This is a genomic window from Mucilaginibacter sp. Mucisp86, assembly GCF_047324315.1.
Classification (GTDB): domain Bacteria; phylum Bacteroidota; class Bacteroidia; order Sphingobacteriales; family Sphingobacteriaceae; genus Mucilaginibacter.
Genome location: NZ_CP168503.1, coordinates 239,165 through 255,821, shown reverse-complemented (window position 1 = coordinate 255,821; position 16,657 = coordinate 239,165). Strand labels below are relative to the sequence as shown.

Annotated in this window: 13 protein-coding genes; 4 read left to right on the top strand and 9 right to left on the bottom strand. The window is 42.9% G+C overall.

The window, feature by feature from the left end; genetic code table 11:
- Window positions 1–125: 125 nt before the first annotated feature.
- The 3 genes from ACEN9X_RS00990 (at window position 126) to ACEN9X_RS00980 (ending at window position 5,354) form a co-directional block, all read left to right on the top strand.
- Window positions 126–2,954: a TonB-dependent receptor domain-containing protein gene (locus ACEN9X_RS00990; protein ID WP_413668630.1), complete on the top strand. Its 2,829-nt coding sequence runs from the start codon at window positions 126–128 to the stop codon at window positions 2,952–2,954.
- Window positions 2,955–2,965: 11 nt separating this feature from the next.
- Window positions 2,966–4,393, top strand: a complete 1,428-nt coding sequence (locus ACEN9X_RS00985; protein ID WP_413668629.1) for a hypothetical protein — start codon at window positions 2,966–2,968, stop codon at window positions 4,391–4,393.
- Between the two features lie 406 nt (window positions 4,394–4,799).
- Entirely contained in the window at window positions 4,800–5,354 is a 555-nt protein-coding gene (locus tag ACEN9X_RS00980) for a histidine phosphatase family protein (protein ID WP_413668628.1), read from the top strand.
- 215 nt (window positions 5,355–5,569) lie between these two features.
- On the opposite strand, the gene ACEN9X_RS00975 is transcribed toward ACEN9X_RS00980, so the two are convergent.
- On the bottom strand, window positions 5,570–8,089 hold the full coding sequence (locus ACEN9X_RS00975) for a DUF5686 family protein (RefSeq protein WP_413668627.1): 2,520 nt from the start codon (window positions 8,087–8,089) through the stop codon (window positions 5,570–5,572).
- A 257-nt stretch (window positions 8,090–8,346) separates the two neighbouring features.
- Window positions 8,347–8,775 (bottom strand): PepSY-like domain-containing protein, encoded by a 429-nt coding sequence (locus ACEN9X_RS00970; protein WP_413668626.1) that lies wholly within the window; start codon window positions 8,773–8,775, stop codon window positions 8,347–8,349.
- Between the two features lie 181 nt (window positions 8,776–8,956).
- Here ACEN9X_RS00970 and ACEN9X_RS00965 point away from each other — a divergent pair, with 181 nt between their 5' ends.
- Window positions 8,957–9,874: a hypothetical protein gene (locus ACEN9X_RS00965; protein WP_413668625.1), complete on the top strand. Its 918-nt coding sequence runs from the start codon at window positions 8,957–8,959 to the stop codon at window positions 9,872–9,874.
- 9 nt (window positions 9,875–9,883) lie between these two features.
- Here ACEN9X_RS00965 and ACEN9X_RS00960 read toward each other — a convergent pair whose 3' ends face one another.
- Genes ACEN9X_RS00960 through ACEN9X_RS00930 form a run of 7 tightly spaced genes read right to left on the bottom strand, consistent with a single transcriptional unit; the run spans window position 9,884 to window position 16,650 of the window.
- The gene (locus ACEN9X_RS00960; RefSeq protein ID WP_413668624.1) at window positions 9,884–10,261 is read right to left on the bottom strand and encodes a DMT family transporter; all 378 of its coding nucleotides are present in this window, start codon (window positions 10,259–10,261) and stop codon (window positions 9,884–9,886) included.
- Between the two features lie 7 nt (window positions 10,262–10,268).
- Window positions 10,269–11,231, bottom strand: coding sequence for a sterol desaturase family protein (locus tag ACEN9X_RS00955; RefSeq protein ID WP_413668623.1), 963 nt, complete (start codon window positions 11,229–11,231; stop codon window positions 10,269–10,271).
- On the bottom strand, window positions 11,231–12,670 hold the full coding sequence (locus ACEN9X_RS00950; protein WP_413668622.1) for an N-acetylneuraminate synthase family protein: 1,440 nt from the start codon (window positions 12,668–12,670) through the stop codon (window positions 11,231–11,233). Before ACEN9X_RS00950 ends, ACEN9X_RS00955 begins: the two co-directional genes overlap by 1 nt.
- A 15-nt stretch (window positions 12,671–12,685) precedes the next feature.
- Window positions 12,686–13,489, bottom strand: a complete 804-nt coding sequence (locus ACEN9X_RS00945; RefSeq protein ID WP_413668621.1) for an SDR family oxidoreductase — start codon at window positions 13,487–13,489, stop codon at window positions 12,686–12,688.
- A 2-nt stretch (window positions 13,490–13,491) separates the two neighbouring features.
- Window positions 13,492–14,832, bottom strand: coding sequence for an aminotransferase class III-fold pyridoxal phosphate-dependent enzyme (locus ACEN9X_RS00940; protein WP_413668620.1), 1,341 nt, complete (start codon window positions 14,830–14,832; stop codon window positions 13,492–13,494).
- Window positions 14,833–14,843: 11 nt separating this feature from the next.
- The gene (locus tag ACEN9X_RS00935; protein ID WP_413668619.1) at window positions 14,844–15,782 is read right to left on the bottom strand and encodes a transketolase family protein; all 939 of its coding nucleotides are present in this window, start codon (window positions 15,780–15,782) and stop codon (window positions 14,844–14,846) included.
- 1 nt (window position 15,783) lies between these two features.
- Complete coding sequence (locus ACEN9X_RS00930) at window positions 15,784–16,650, bottom strand: transketolase (protein ID WP_413668618.1); 867 nt, start codon at window positions 16,648–16,650, stop codon at window positions 15,784–15,786.
- Window positions 16,651–16,657: the final 7 nt, after the last annotated feature.

Below are 16,657 nucleotides of genomic sequence, written 5' to 3'. Positions count from 1 at the left end.
GCGCTTTAATCGCCGGGTTGTTAAGTGTATGTTAAGTTTTGGTTATGTATTATTTTTAGGCGTCTTTATTCAATTTTTCTCCAGTTTTCAGCGGGTTTCTTTGCGGAAAATTAAACCCGTTGTTCATGAAACACTCTTACTTTCTTAACAGGCTGTTACTCTTATTTTCGGTATGCCTGCTATTTTCCTTTGCAGCCTCGGCGCAAACCATAAAGGGAAAGGTAACCGATGCCAAAACCGGCGAACCCCTTACCGGTGCAACAGTACATTTAACCCAGGATGGGCTTAGCAAATTTGTTGCGGTTAATCTTAATGGTTCTTATAGTTTCAAAAATTTAAAGAATGGACCTTACAAATTACAGGTAAATTATGTTGGTTACGGCCCTTCTAAAATTAAAGAGGGTAATATTACATCAGCCAGCGATGTCATTACGGTAAACGTAGCCTTGCAGGATGCCGATATGCAGATGACCGAAATACAGGTTAAAGCCCAGGCAAACAAAGAGTCTGATGGGGCTGTACGTGGTATTGAAAAAAATGCACCGATGGTTATCAACGTACTTTCGGCAAATACTATTAAGTTATTACCCGATGTTACGGTGGCTAACGCTTTGCAGCGTGTTAGCGGTGTAACCATCCAGCGTTCGGCAAGCGGCGAAGGCCGTTACGCTATCATTAGGGGTATGGACCAGCGTTACAACTCAACATTGGTAAATGGTATTAAAATACCAAGCCCTGATGCCCAATACCGATTTGTACCTATGGATATATTCCCTTCAGAAATGCTGGAAAGACTTGAAGTGATCAAAGCGCTTACTCCCAATATGGAAGGTGATGCCATAGGCGGTGTGATGAACCTGGTAATGAAAAGTGCTCCAAGCCAGTTTACTTTCAGCGCTAACGTATCGGGTGGCTTTTCTACCCTGTTTTCATCAAACAGGCCATTTGTTGGTTTTAGCGCATCTCCTAACAGCAAATCTCCGGCGGCAATTAACGGCAACAGCTATGCAGCTACCTATGCCGATTTCAGCAATAAAGCGCTCACAAGCGATAAAAATATCTCAACTCCTTTTAGCTCAACCGCCGGTATCACTATTGGCGACAGGTTCTTGGATAAAAAATTAGGCGTTATCGTATCTGCAAGCTATCAGAATATATACCGTGGCTCTAACTCAAAGCAGCTTACACCAAACGCGCAGCCATCAGCTATCCCGCTGCCAAACTCACCACAGTTTTCTGATGCGTACGACCGCACCTATTCAACCCAAACAGAACGCGTAGGTATTCATAATAAGATAGATTACGCGATTAATAACAACAATAAGATCTCGTTATACAACCTTTATATTCATCAAAGCGAATTTGAATCGCGTTTTACTTCTGATACCCTTGGTTTGGGTTTAAACTCAACCGGATTAAGCAAGCAGATCACCATCTCAAACAGAAGTATGCTAACTAAGCAAAGTATCTATAACTCAACCTTGCATGGCGATCACTGGCTTGGCAACGAGTGGCGTTTAAACTGGGATGGAGTATATTCTGAAGCTACCAGGCACCAGCCGGATAGAACTGAGTTTTTCTATGACGCCAATAAAACCCTGAATAATTCGGGAGCAGTTACTGCCGAAGTTGATAACAATACACAGTTAGATCATCATTGGGAAAATAACAGGGATAAAGACCTTTCCGGATATGCCAACCTGATCTATACCCCCAAAATCGCCGGTAAAAATGTTGAATTTTCTGCAGGTGGTTTATATCGCCACAAAGTGAGGGATGCTGATTATATCACCTATTCATTAACCGGTGGTAAATCAACCTTATTCAACAACAATTTCAATTCTATTCCTTTTGCGTTCAATTCGGTAGCGGATGGTATCGGTGCTAATAACCCTGATCTGCAAAACAACTATCATGTAAGAGAAAATGATAACGCGGAATATTTACAGGTTAAGTTTGATCTGTTCCCGAAACTACAGGTGTTAGGCGGTGTACGTATTGAAAATACCGATTTAACTTATGCTACCCAATCGCCGGAAACAGTTACACAAAGAAGCGGTAATATTAAATACACAGATGTATTACCAAGTATCCATTTAAAGTATCAATTAACAGATAATCAAAATATCCGTGCATCGTACTATGCGGCAATCAGCCGCCCGGGTTTTGGCGAGCAGGTGCCATATAAAGTTACAGGCGAATATTTTGACCAGGTAGGTAACCCTTACTTAAAACACATCACAGCCGATAACTACGACGTACGTTATGAGTTTTTCCCTGGCGGTGCCGACCAGTTGTTGTTAGGTTCTTTTTACAAAAAGATCTATAATCCTATTGAGTATTTCGTTGTTCGTGATGGTGGCCCGAGCTCGCAGGTTATTAAACCTCAAAATGATCCGGGCAATGCTACCAACTATGGTTTTGAAGCTTTGGCCACTAAATTCTTTGGTGTGATAGGTTTTTCAGTTAACTACACTTATACTCACTCAAGGATTACCACTAACAAATTGCTTTACTCAAATGATCCTACTTTAGGTTTACAGCAAACCAATGTGAATGAAACACGTCCGCTGCAAGGTCAGGCCGACCATGTGGGGAACGCATCTGTACTGTACAAAAGCGCGAAGTTAGGTTTGGATATGCAGCTGGCATTTGTATACACCGGCGAACGTTTGGCGCAGGTATCTCCATATTATAATCTCGACTTTTATCAGCATGCCTACAATCAGCTGGATTTTTCTTTCGAAAAAACGATTGCCAAAAGGTTTTCTTTCTATGGCAAGGTTAATAATATCACCAACGCGGCCAGCAAAATCTATTTGAAATACCCGCATGGTAGTCTTGATGCAAAACAGCAGGAGTTTTTAGGCAAACAAGACATTGCAGGTCAAACGCTTGTACAAAGCGACTATTACAAAACACTATTCCTTGGTGGTTTCAGGTATAAATTATAATAAAAGCAACGATGAAAAAATATATAATCCCAGTTATTTGTATCCTAATGGCAGCGGCATTTTCCGGTTGCCAGAAATGGAAAGGTGAGCACATGGACATTTACAGCTATACGCCGCCGGCAGCTAACCCGGTAAGTGATAAGGCGCCGCTTTCATGCAGCTCAAGCGGTTCAACAGTAATCCCGGTAAAAGGTACTATGCTTAGTGGTAAGACCTATTCTGTTGAAGATGGTTGCGATTTGGTAATTAATCCAACTGATACGTTGCTAATGCAGCCAGGGGTCACATTGAACATGGGCGCCGGAAGCAGCCTTATAGCACTTGGTACCCTGGTAAGTAACGGTTCAAAAAATCAGCCTAACTGGATCACCGTTCCGGGTATTGTAAAAAATGATGCCCCGGGTGGCCTTACTGCCGCCGCCGACCCGGCATATGCAGGTAAGTGGAAAGGTATTATAGGCGGCCCTACCTGTAAATTGTTAGTATTGAGGTGGACACACGTGGAATACGCCGGTTTAACCGAGGGGAAAGCTACATCAACCATTGCAGGCTCAGGTACAGGCAATCAATACAGTATTTTATTTGCCAACTATAACGGAAACTTTATCATGGAAGATTCCTGGTTGTACGGTGGGGTGGATGACCCGATCCGGATCTCGGCCGGTAAAATTGCAATCTTCAGAAATACTTTTGAAAAAAACGGTGTTAGCGGAGGTGATTGTCTAAATGCCAAGGGCGGTACTGTTGGTACCATGGCCTACAATATGTTTATCGGTACTGCAACCAACGGACAAAAGGCATCAAACAAAGGTCAGGCTACCGGTGCTCCGCAAACTAATATCGTTATGTATAATAACACCTTTGTTAGCGGTGGTTATCGCCAGGTGCAAAGCGGTCGTGGTGGTTGTATTAACTTTGAAGAAGGTGCAGCGGGTATGTATTATAACAACGTAGCTATTAACTGTAAGTTTGGCTATCGTGTGGTAGGCAGCCCGGTTGCCGATGTTGCCCACCTTTCATACGGTAATAACTATCAATGGGCCGATTCATTAAGTGTAGCCAACCAGTTTTACCCAACCGGTTATATCACGCAGCCGCAAAGCACGGATATCCCTTCAATCACAACATCTGCAAAATACCTGCCTTCAAATTATACTTTAGGATCTATTTATGATGGTAGTGATGTTGTACAGAAGAATAACCCGATGTTCCTGAACTTCCCGCTTCCTACTGTTGGCCACCCATTGTACCAATACAGCGCTATCGGGAACTTCAATTTCCATTTGCTGGCCAGCTCGCCGTTGATTGGTAAGGGCAATACTACTATTAAGCCATCTATTACAGTACCGCTGGATAAGATCTATGGTTTATCAGAGGCTACATTACCGGGTGCCGATTTGGGCGCATACCAGTTAAACGGTTCCGGAAATCAGCATTAATATTAGTAACTATTTGCCCAAGGATGAGGCTGTATCATAAATCATGATCAGCCTCATTTTTTGACTTATTCAGATACTTAAGCGATATATAATTCCGGGTTGAATTTACTAACAAAATGGGGGTTAACAGGGTTAACATAATTTAGGGTTAACATTTAATTATGTAATTGATAATCAGTTTATTGAGTTCGATTTTCTCAAAAAAAGTGTTAACCCCCTTTTTTTGTATAGATATTTAATTATGTATCTAATAATCAGTTAGTTGGTTGTGTTTTCTTCAAAAAGCATGCTTGCCCACTTTTGTATAAATATCATCGGCTAAATTTCAATTCATATGTAACACAACACCGAGGGGGCAATTGACTTATGATACAGCCTCATCCTTTTTTATAAACTCAATTACAAAATGAAAAAAGTCATTTGTATCCTATTTTTATCTATCATATCTCCATTAGCTATGCTGTCGGTTAAGGCTCAATCTGCTGATTTAAAAATTGTATTTATCCGTCACGCCGAGAAGCCGGTTAAAGGTGATAATCTGAACTGCCAGGGGATAAACAGATCGCTAAAATTACCGGTTGTACTAACAGCAAAATTTGGTGTTCCTGATAAGATATTTGTGCCTGGCTTAGGGTTGGGTGAAGCTACCAAACATTCCAGGATGTTTCAAACTATTGTGCCGCTTGCAGCTAAGTTCAATTTAACGGTAAATAGCTCCCGTACAGAAAAGGACTCTTTAGGCTTGGCTGCCGATTTAAAAAGCCGCACCGGTGTAATATTGGTGGTATGGGAACATGGCGGTATAGCACCAATTGTACGATCATTAGGTGTAAAACAGGATAACCTGAAATGGCCTGATGACGATTATGACAGTATCTGGATTGTTAATTTCAAGAATGGTGAAGCTGTTCTTTCGCGCGACAAGGAAAATATCGATCCTGGAAAAGATTGTAATTTTTAAATGCGATTATATAAGTCCCGGTTGTAGTAGTAAATGGTATAGTTTGAAAATAAAGGTTTCATTGCCGTTGGTTTTAGTCAACGGTAAAGTAAATAGTAAGAGCTGGCTTTAGCCGAACTATTCAGGTGGTATTTTGGCTAAAGCCTCCTTGTTTTACGATTATTCCGTTGACTTTAGTCAACGGCAATGAATACTTATAATATTTAATTTTTCCTTTAAAAATCCGGGGCGAAGCTAAATTTAACACCATATTCCGCGGCTCCCGGGTGGTCAAGATAGTTAAACCTTTTGATCCCGTCTATCCGCAAAAACTTAAAGATATTACCTACACCTACTCCGGCTTCTATATAAGGTTTAGTGCCTAAAGCATAAGTGCCATTTGCTCCGTTGCCACCTACCGGGAACCGGAACAAATTAGGTGAATAGAGTGGATTGTTTTCGTTACGCAAGCCGCCGAATAGCACTTTGGCCGACAGAAACTCTCTCCATTTCAGGTGTTTTATCAACGGGATTTTATTCAGTAAAAAACCGCTGAAACTATGAGTTAAGTTGATACCGGCATAATGGTCACTTACAAACTCAAGATAGGTTTGTTGGTTATAGGCATCCTCGTCATAAGCCAGCGATTGATTTGCCGGGGCGATGTTCAGGAGCGGGAAAGGCACTTTACCTACTAAATAATTTCCGAGCACAGTAATATCAGTATAACCAAGCTGAGATAGGTAGAAGCGCCTGAAGATGCTTGCTTTAACACTCGTGAAATCATAAGCACCGTTAAACAAGCCTTTAAAGCCATGATTGATCTGCAAATTCATGATCGGATATTTGCTGTAGACGGTGCGGCGGTATACTGTTCCCTGTAAGATTTGCTCATGCGGTGCATACCTGAAGGCGAGGTTGAGCTCACTGGTGGTTAGGTCGTGCATCAATGTATTGGCGTCGTTATTGTATTGAAATAGCAGAGAGGCCGCAGGTCGCTGGTTCCAGTTTCTGAATGCGAGATCGAACGAAAAATGGTTTTCAAAATCCTTTACATATTCAATTTTAGCGATCTTGCTGTAAAGCCAGTAGATTGTTTTTCCTGTCGAAAACGATGAAAGCGCAGCCTGCTGGTTGATGGTTGAAAGATCTCTTCCCGGTACGTCGACATCATTTAAATAGCTGGCCTTAAGGTAATCGTTGGGGTAGCGGTAAAAAGGTGTTTTATTAAATGAGTAGAAAGTTGCGATATTATATTTATAAGCCTTGTCGCGCGTACCATAAGCGCCAAAACCCTCAAAATAAATTGATTTGCTTAACTCGGGATTGGTGCGCCCGCCAATCTGAAACCGTGATCCTTCCTGGCTGTCACGTGAGTAAATTGTTCCGATCGGGCCAATCAACACAGGCCCCGCTTTAGCATAACCGCCTGTAAAAGTAGCTGCAAACCAGGTTGCCCGTTTAAATTGCGGCATTTTTTCTAACCTGGAGATGCGCGGGTACATCTTTGACTGATGATCGGACAGCGTATCCGGCCGGTTACGAGCCCAGTATGAGGTGTCGGGTTTGTCTGCGTCAGGAGCTATCTGCAATTCTTTACCTTCATAAAATGTGGCTGGAAGCGGTTTGTCCGTTATGTAGTTGGAAAATATTACTGTTCGCTCTCCCATTAATCCAAGCCCTTTGTTTTTCAAAATGCCGAAGTCGGCTTTAACATCGCTTTTACTTAAAAAATACCGGCCGTTAGGGTTCTGCTCAAAATCAAGCGTGATCTTGAGCGTTCGCATGAAATTGATGTTGATTTGCTTGTTTACATCAAGCTCACAGCCTCGCACAGCATAGTTGCCGGTCATACTTACAAGCAGTTTACCTTCAAAAAGCAAATCGCCTTTGGTGCGTGGTGTAAAGCTTAGTTCAATCAGTTTTTCTTTGCCTGTTTGTATGGTATCGGTAATGAAAAATTTGTAATAATTGGGAGAGTGATCGGCAATAGGGCTCAGGAACTGGTTGGTGATGATAAAAACATTGTTATCATAAATATCAATTACATTACCGTAAAGGCGGTTCATATAAATATCCAGGCCTGCTGTATCAATAAACTTAAGTATGTTAGCCTCCTTTTGAGCTTTTAATATGCGGATGGACTTAGCAGGATCTTTGCGGTAGTAATTTTGGTACTGTTTTTCGCTGAGATAGGTGGGGAGTAGCACCTGGGTTTGCCCGTTATCTTTTACCGTATCAAGCATGAACTGGTACATTTTAAAATAACGGCTGTTCATCAGTTTAGCCGGAACATCAATAAATGACAAATTAATCCGTTCATACTGGTCGTATTGCAGGTAATCAGCGCTTTCCATCCGGTTTTGCTTTTTATGGTCAATAACCTGCTGAATGAGCTCAACTGCGGGATTTCCTTTATTGCGGTAACGTTGTTTTTTTCCGGCAACTACGGTGACTTCTTTTAACTGGGTTTGACTGCCGTGTAATCTTATATGCAAAACATTAACCTGTCCGGGTTTGATCACTTTGGTAAGGGTTTGATAGCCAATGTAAGAGAAGGTAACATGCGTAAAAGCCCCCGGAGCGTTTAACTCAAATTTTCCATCGGGGTCTGCAATGGTTCCATACCTGCCGCCAACAACTTTGACGTTAATACCCGGAAGTGGTTGCCCGGAAACATCATCCACCACCTGTCCGCGGATAGTTGTTATTATTTGTGCCGATGTTTTTTTTACACTATCAGGCTGCTGCGCCATGCCACAGAGCGGGATTATAAAAAGTAGAGTTAAAATATATGGGAATAGCCGTCTTAATGAACCTGATGTACGGCAAGAAATCTCAAAAGAAGATAGCAAATTGTGGTAGATTAAAAAAACAAAAGGGTTCAGTTTTATGCATATTTCCGGGTGTACGCCGGGAATATGCTTTCTTTTTTCCTAAACGTACAAATTAAATTTGAATTGTCTCTGAAGAATGTATTATTTTAAGGTTAACAGCATTGTGACGTGCCTATTCAATCTACTTTAAGAAATTTCCCCTTTTCATCAAATAACAGGTCTTTCCCTTTTATTTCCGCCTCAAACATCTTTTTGCCTGTAGCATCGGTTACACGACCTGCTTCCTTGATCTTTGCGCCTTTATAATTTGTTTTAACATATTCAAAAACAGCAGATGGCAGCTGGTTAACCGGTATGGCGTCCACTTCTTCCACAAATTCGCCTTTCGGGGTAAAAGTCACCGAAGTACCCTCGCCAGATTTGCCTCCCCAGTTGGCTTCAAAATTTCCTTTCTCTTTTTCCCAGGTTACTTTGGTTGCATTGGGGTACTTTTTGGCAAGGCTTTGCTTTACAGCGGCTGGCACTTCTAAACTGCCGACTGCATTTACCATAGCGCCGCTGCCAAGCAGGGCGGTGGTGATGGTTAGTAAAAAGGTCTTTTTCATAAGTGTTTTTATTTTGATTTACACTAATGTACGAGGGCAATCTGGAGGAATATGGTACATACAACCGGTTTGATTTTAATTGAAACAAACTTGAACGGGTTTGAACCAGTGTTTGTAGTTACCACCGCTAATTTTGTTTTGCAGATCATAAATTCAATAAAATAAACTTAACCAAGTTATTATGAGGAGTTTGATTTTTATGCTTGTGTTGTGCTGTTTTTATAGCAGTGTTAGCGCTCAAAGCAACTTTTTCAACAGCAAGAAAGCTTATCTTGGGCAGCGGCGGCCCAATGATACCCCGCGTGTTTTCGCACCACAGATGTTAGTGCCCGATAGCGGCATAGCTATGGGCAGGTCGGCTTTCTCAGCAGATGGCAAGGAGTTTTATTATGGAAACTCCATGCATTGGTTTAACTCAAAAGGAAGCAGGCTCCGTTATTTTAAATATGACGGTGATAGGTGGCGTGGTCCTTTTGTACTTAATTACGATTACTTTACGCCAACTTTTTCTATCAATGGGAAAAGCATGTACTTTGCGGGGAGGGGCGATGGTAAACACTCTTATGTCTTTATATCGCATCGCAATAAAACAGGCTGGACAAATCCGGTGGTTTTCCTGGCAAAGAATTACGGCCTGTATGAGTTTATGCCGACCAACAGCGGAACTTTTTATGTTGGCAGCAATGCTAATGCGGGAAATGTAAAAGATTATAGTACTTACGATTTTTGCACGCTTACCATTTCCAAGACGGATACTGTTATTAAAAGCCTTGGCCCGGTTATCAATACGCCTGCATTCGATGGCGATTTTTATGTGGCGCCTGATGAGTCATATATGATTATCAGTTATAAGGAAAAGCCGGATTATGAGTGTGAGCTCGGGATCACTTTCCGTAAGTCCGATCACAGCTGGACAACACCGCTGAATCTGGGCCCGTTGATTAACGATGGTGATGCACACCGCTGGGGCGAATACGTTACTCCCGATGGTAAATACCTCATTTATACCAAAGGCACCAGCGAAAAGGATTGCCACCTTTACTGGGTACGGTTTGATGGTTTGAAGGCTAAACTAAGAAAGGAAGCTTTAGGCAGATAACAGCCATTCTTATTTCACTTCCGGACCATAAAATTTTAAGCCCAAAACACCGGTCATGATCAGTAGCATGAAAAATATTTCCATATAGGAGAGGCGCTGGTTTAAAAACGAAACCTCTACCAATTTAATCAGAATGAGTGTTACAGCCGTCCAAACAGCATATGCTACTGCTGTTGGTATCAGTTTTATAGCCAGCGAAAAGAAATAGATATTACCAATACCAAATATAATATAACCTACAAAAGGTAACCATACCGGCAGGCCATGTTGCAGACTTAAAACAGAATTAAGACGGAGTGCCTTCAAATCGCTGAATTTCATGAATTTTAGCGAGAATGTCCAGGCCGCTTCAAATGCGGCTGCGATTAAAATATAAAACCAGGCCAATATGTTATCAGTTTTGTTGTAGTACGTTTTCTTGTTCGGTTACTAAAGTAACGGGTTGCACCTCAGTCTCCAATTGATGTGTCTTATTTATTTTAGCCGGAGTAACTTTTTGCAGCCAATCCATAAATCGTGGCCGTAGGTTATAATACCAGTTAAACCATCGGTATTTGAGCAGTTTTTTTTCGTCAAAGCGTTTTACGCTAAAGGCATGCTGTAAAAAGTAATCTTTTGGGTAATCATAGTAAAGGCCCCAGTTTTCGGGTTTGTTGCCAGGTGTGTGACCCGGATCATAAACCGTACCGAACAGGTAATCCCAAAATGAGAATTTCGTCGCAAAATTGGCGTGAAAAACTTCCTGGTAATTGGCGTGATGCCATAAATGCAATTGTGGCGAGTTAATGATGTATTTAAGCTTGCCCATGTTTACCTTGATATTGCCGTGTATAAACATGCCAAACATGGCATCTAACATAGCCTTTATCGGTATAACTATTGGGTCTGCACCTAACAAAATGATAGGTGCAAACTCAATAGTTTGATTGATGACGATTTCCATGATGTGCGAACGCGAACCGGCCAGAAAGTCAACCTCCTTACCAGAATGGTGCGCCTCATGAATTCGCCAGAAAAATTTATTGGAATGCTGAAAGCGGTGAAACAAGTAAATATAAAGGTCATGCGTAAACAGGAAAAACAACACTTGCAATACAACAGGCCAGTTACTTATTAAATGCAGATGCGACAGATCAAAATGCGCCTCTAAGGGTTTAATGATATAGTCGAAAATGAGGATCTTCAAAAAGTAGCTTTGTATCAGTGTATACCACACTAAATCAATCCAAAAGCCTTCCCTGAAAAACTTCAAACCTTTTCTGTAAGGTGAAATCCTTTCCCAGGCTATGACAAATCCTATCCAGCAAAAAAGGATAATGGACGTAATTATGGTAGTTAGTTTTTCCGGAGACATCATTATTTAACGCTTGGTTTTTCTTTGTATTCGTCGCTGATGTTTACCCTCAAACGCTTCATCGGCGCAAGTTCTGATTCGTAAACACGTTTTTCACCATCACCTGTTGCGGTTTCAACATCCCTGATATCGCGTACCAAACGTTGCAGGCCTTGCGGCTCAACAGATGCCGCATGATCAGATCCCCACATGGCACGGTCAAGCGTAAAGTGACGCTCAACAAAGGTTGCGCCCATAGCCACAGCACCTACGGTAGTTGCCAAACCTGTTTCGTGGCCCGAATAACCGATAGGGATGCCCGGATATTTATTTTCCAGGGTCTGGATCATTTTAAGGTTAAGCTCGTGCGGAGGGCATGGGTAAGCCGAAGTTGAATGGGCGATAAACAATGGATAGTTTTCGTCAAAGGCATTGATATAATCCATGGTTGTTTCGATCTCTTTCATTGTTGACATGCCGGTTGAAAGCATTAACGGCTTACCGGTTTCCAGTATACGCTGAATCAAAGCGAAATCAGTTAATGATGCTGATGCTAATTTATAGAGGATGGTATCAAACTGCTCCATAAAATCAACAGATGGTGCATCCCAGGCAGATACAAACCAATCGATACCTACTTTTTTACAGTATTGGTCGATGGTTGCATATTCGGCTATACCAAATTCAGTTTTACGTTTGTAGTCGATATAAGTGATGCGGCCCCACGGGGTATCGCGCATAATTTCCCACTGATCGCGCGGTACGCAAATTTCCGGTGTGCGTTTTTGGAATTTAACGGCATCAGCTTTAGCAGCCACGGCCTCATCAATTAATTTTTTGCAAATTTCAAGTGAACCGTTATGGTTAATACCAATTTCGGCAATGATATAGCTTGGCTGTCCTTTACCAATTACGCGGCCGTTTTGTAGCGTGATGCTTCCATTTCTTGTTCCCGACAGATATTTATCGCTTTTAGCCTCGATGATCATCTCTGCAAATTCACGGAAGCAGCCATCGCCGCCATTTAATGAACTTACAAAATCAACCTGTGCTTTAACATGTGGCAAAGCATCGGCAGGAGATGCAGTAAGACCGGCCAGTTTCATTACTTCCAGGTCGTTATAGTCATCGCCGATAAAAGCAACTTCGTTTGGCTGCAGATTTAAGCGGTTGCAGATTTCTTTGAAAATAGTTGCCTTATCTTTTATACCTAAATGAAGTTCGGTGATCTGTAATTTTTCAGCTCTTTTAATTAATGAAGGCGAGTTTTCGCCGGTGATAATACCTGTATTTACACCAGCAAATTTGCGAAGGCGCTCAACCCCCATACCATCGCGCATGCTGAATTTTTTTAAAAGCTCGCCGTCTTGATTGTAGTATACTCCGGCATCTGTTAAAACCCCATCGTTGTCGGTTAGCAATAGTTTAATGCCAGCCGCTTTTTGTTTCAAAATCTCGTTCATAATAGTTGGTTTAAATTAAATAGCTGTCCATCCTCCGTCAACAACCAGGTTAGCGCCGGTCATGTATGCCGATGCCTCGCTGGCCAGAAATATAAGTGCGCCCTGATAGTCTGACGCCTGGGCCATACGCCCTAATAAAGTTTTTGCTGAATAGTTGCCAATAAAATCTTCGCTTTGCCCTGCCTCAACACCGCCGGGAGAAAGGGTGTTTACCCGTACACCGGTATGCCCCCAATAGGCGGCCAAAAAGCGGGTGAAATTGATAATAGCACCCTTAGTAACCGGGTAGGCTGCCGACTTGTAAAAAGTTTGCTGCCCGCGCGAATCGCGGTAAATGCTTTGATCAGGCCCAACCATTCCATAGGTTGATGCTATATTGATGATACTGCCGCTGCGGTGCAAGGCCATCTGCGTACCAAATACCTGCGAGCATAAGAACACCCCGGTAATATTTACGTTAAGCGATTGCTGAAAAGCTTCTAACGGATAGTTTTCAAACGCAGATAGCTCTTTGGCCATGGCCGGGTTTTCAAATTTATCGTTAATGGCGGCGTTGTTTACCAATACATCAACCGAATCATATTTATCAAGCACTGCATTGAGTGCGGTAATTAATGAGTCTTTGCTGGTTACATCAACGCCCAAACCCAAATGGTTATCACCCAATTGGGCGGCAAATGCCCTGGTTTCTTCGGCGTTTATATCGGCTACTACTACGTTTGCGCCTGCTGCTGCAAGGGCTTCGCAATGTTTACGGCCGATGAGGCCTAAAGCACCCGTTACTACCGCAGTTTTCCCTTTTAATGAAAACAGGTCCATGATCAGGCTATACTTTTAGGTTTGATGTTATAATTGCTCACCTTACGGAAAACGGCCTCTAACACTTCGCCTTTTAGCTGATCTTTGATATTGCCGCTTTCGATGGCTGCTTTTAGCAATGGCAATACATCGCGGTAAGCTGCGAGGATGTAGTCGATATCCTCGGTGGTATGGCTGTAGCACATATTGTGGAAACCCGCCCAAAGTACTCCGCGTTTTATCATTTCCTGTTGTATGAAGGTTTTTACTTCCAGTCCGTTGCCGGCATCGGGAGTAAAGGTTACCATGCTGCGGCAGTTAAAACCAACGCAACGTGTGTATTTGTCAACGCCTAATTCAATGGCAAGACTGTTGTAGCCATTTTTTAATAAAGCGCCATGTTCGTCAAGATATTGCGGTACCTTTTTATCACGAAGTTCATTGATGGTAGCGATGCAGGCTGCTAATGATAAAGCCTCGCCGCCAAATGTGGTATAGCTGAATACTTCTGAATTGAACAGCTCCATTATATCTGCACGGCCAGTTAATAATGCTATAGGCATACCGTTGGCACATGCTTTTGAAAATACGGCCAGATCGGCTTTAACATTGAAATACTCCTGCGCACCGCCCACTGCTATGCGGAAACCGGTCCACATTTCATCAAAAATGAGCAGGGTGCCGTTGGCTTTACATACCTCGGCCAATTCCTGCAGGTAACCCGGTTTTGGCGCTTCAAAAATGAAGGGCTCCAATATCAGGGCAGCAACAGTTTCATCCAGAGCAGCTTTTACTGATTCAATGTCGTTATATTCAAAAGTATAGGTAAGGTCCTGGATAGCTTCAGGCACGCCTGAGTTACGGCTGGTGATGCCAATATACCAATCATGCCAGCCGTGGTAGCCACAGCAAAATACTTTATCCCTGCCGGTGAAGGCACGTGCTACGCGGATAGCTGCCGAACAAACATCTGCACCGGTTTTTGAGATCTTTACCGCTTCTGCATTAGGCACAACCTGTTGTACCAGTTCTGAAAGTTCAACCTCTAAAGGATGCATCAGGGAAAAAGTAATACCATCATTTAATTGCTGACGGATAGCTTCATCAATGGCCGGGTAGGCGTAACCCAACGAAATTGGGCCTATGGCCGAGTTTAAATCGATGTATTCGTTACCGTCAACGTCCCACACATGCGATCCTTTACCTTTTACAAGGTATTTTGGCGCTATGCCTTTGGTAAATTGCCCCGGACCTTTGGCAAGGGTTTGGGTAACCGGTTTTTGAACTTTTAAAGCACGTTCGTATAATTTATCTGACTCGGTAATGTTTGGATAATCGTTGTTAAGGTCTATTTTATTAGCCATGATCAATATTTTTATTCTGAAAATTCAGGTGTTAAAATTTGTGGTTGGTTGTGGGCAGTTTGGTAGCCCAGTATTTTTTCGGCAATTTGTTTACCGGTAAAACCCTCGTGCTCCAATACCGAAGGAAGCAGTGCCGGCCTGAACCATTTTTCGTTCAAAGCCATAGGCAATACATTGGCGGTTGTGCGGTGTTTTAATAAAACTTCGGCCACGATGGTGTAAAGACCTCCGGTTAAAAAATGGTCTTCAAGCGTAACTACCAGCTTGCTTTGTGCCGATGCTTTCAGTATGGCTTGCTCATCAACCGGCTTAAGGCTGCGCATGTTGATCAAACCAACAGAAAGGCCTTCGCTTTTCAGCATTTCAACGGCAATCAGTGCCTGCTCAAACAGCAAACCATAGGTTAAGATGGTTACATCGCTGCCTTCTGTTATTACTTCGGCTTTACCTATGGTAAAAGGCTCGTGGATATAAGTGGTCTTACGGGTATTGATGCGGGTATAGGCAGGGTTTTTACTTTCCCAGATCTGGGGTAGCATTTTTACCAGGTCATCCTCATCGGCCGGGGCAAATACTGTTACATTGGGGATACCTCTCATGATCGAGATATCCTCAATAGCCTGATGGGTTGGCCCGTTACCGTCTGATAAAAAACCGGGGATGAACGAGCTAAGCTTAACCGGCAAATTGGCTATACCAACATCGGTGCGTACAAACTCAAACGCGCGCATGGTTAAAAAAGCAGCGAGCGCATGCACAACAGGCGTACGGCCACGCAGGGCAAGTCCTGCCGCTGCGCCGATCATGGTTTGCTCGGTAATGCCTGTATCAATAAAGCGTTTGCCTAATATGCCGGGCAGGTTGCGTACCAGCGCGCGGTTTTCGGCAGTCATTACAATCACCTGCTCGTTGGCAAGCGCTGTTTGGGTTAAAAGTTCTTCGTAACTCATCTTATCGCACCACTAAAGTTTCTGATGTTAATGTTGTATTGTGCTGGCCATGCAGCTCCAGTAAAAGTTGCTGGATTTCGTCTGCATTGAAATTGCAGAACCACCTGTCGGCGCGTTCCTGTATGCTTGGCAGGCCTTTACCTCGCACGGTATCGGCAATAATTACATTCAGTTTTCCGGCCTGGAAAGGGAAGGCGCCGAAAGCTTCGTCAAGCTCAGCAAAACTGTGGCCGTTTATTCTTTTAACCGCCGCGCCAAAAGCCTCAAACTTATCGGCAAGCGGCTCCAGCGGAATCAGGTCTTCCGTACGCATATTAGCCTGGAAATGGTTGCGGTCAACTACAAACAGCAGGTTATCCAGTTTATAAGCATTGGCCACCAGCATAGCTTCCCAGCAAGTACCTTCGTTCAATTCGCCATCACCCAAAATACAAATCACTTTGTTGGTGCTGCCGCTGATCTTCAAGTCCATAGCCACTCCAATGGCTACCGATGGCAAATGACCTAATGAGCCTGAATGAAACTCGATACCCGGAATTTTTGTATTGGGGTGCCAGTAAATATGATCGTTAAGCAGCAGGTGGTTTTTTAAACGTTCTTTTTCCAATAAACCCAGTTCGGCAAAGGTGCCGTACAAGGCAGGTACATCATGGCCTTTTGACAGAAAAAGGTAATCGCGGTTTGGATCATCAAGATTATCCTTATTGATGTTCAAAAAGCGACTATATAAATAAACAATCAGATCCACCGCCGATAGCGATGCACCTGTAAAACACCCGCCATCGGTAGACATGCGGATGATGTGCTCCCGTACCTTCAGAGCGGTGTCTGTTAATTCCTGGTAATTGTTGTTCTCCACTGTTATCATTCGCTTG

Bases quoted from the DNA above. Each gene is read 5' to 3' on its own strand.
- ACEN9X_RS00990 (WP_413668630.1), top strand. From the start codon at position 126: ATGAAACACTCTTACTTTCTTAACAGGCTGTTACTCTTATTTTCGGTA.
- ACEN9X_RS00985 (WP_413668629.1), top strand. From the start codon at position 2,966: ATGAAAAAATATATAATCCCAGTTATTTGTATCCTAATGGCAGCGGCA.
- ACEN9X_RS00980 (WP_413668628.1), top strand. From the start codon at position 4,800: ATGAAAAAAGTCATTTGTATCCTATTTTTATCTATCATATCTCCATTA.
- ACEN9X_RS00975 (WP_413668627.1), bottom strand. From the start codon at position 8,089: ATGGCGCAGCAGCCTGATAGTGTAAAAAAAACATCGGCACAAATAATA.
- ACEN9X_RS00970 (WP_413668626.1), bottom strand. From the start codon at position 8,775: ATGAAAAAGACCTTTTTACTAACCATCACCACCGCCCTGCTTGGCAGC.
- ACEN9X_RS00965 (WP_413668625.1), top strand. From the start codon at position 8,957: ATGAGGAGTTTGATTTTTATGCTTGTGTTGTGCTGTTTTTATAGCAGT.
- ACEN9X_RS00955 (WP_413668623.1), bottom strand. From the start codon at position 11,231: ATGATGTCTCCGGAAAAACTAACTACCATAATTACGTCCATTATCCTT.
- ACEN9X_RS00950 (WP_413668622.1), bottom strand. From the start codon at position 12,670: ATGAACGAGATTTTGAAACAAAAAGCGGCTGGCATTAAACTATTGCTA.
- ACEN9X_RS00945 (WP_413668621.1), bottom strand. From the start codon at position 13,489: ATGGACCTGTTTTCATTAAAAGGGAAAACTGCGGTAGTAACGGGTGCT.
- ACEN9X_RS00940 (WP_413668620.1), bottom strand. From the start codon at position 14,832: ATGGCTAATAAAATAGACCTTAACAACGATTATCCAAACATTACCGAG.
- ACEN9X_RS00935 (WP_413668619.1), bottom strand. From the start codon at position 15,782: ATGAGTTACGAAGAACTTTTAACCCAAACAGCGCTTGCCAACGAGCAG.
- ACEN9X_RS00930 (WP_413668618.1), bottom strand. From the start codon at position 16,650: ATGATAACAGTGGAGAACAACAATTACCAGGAATTAACAGACACCGCT.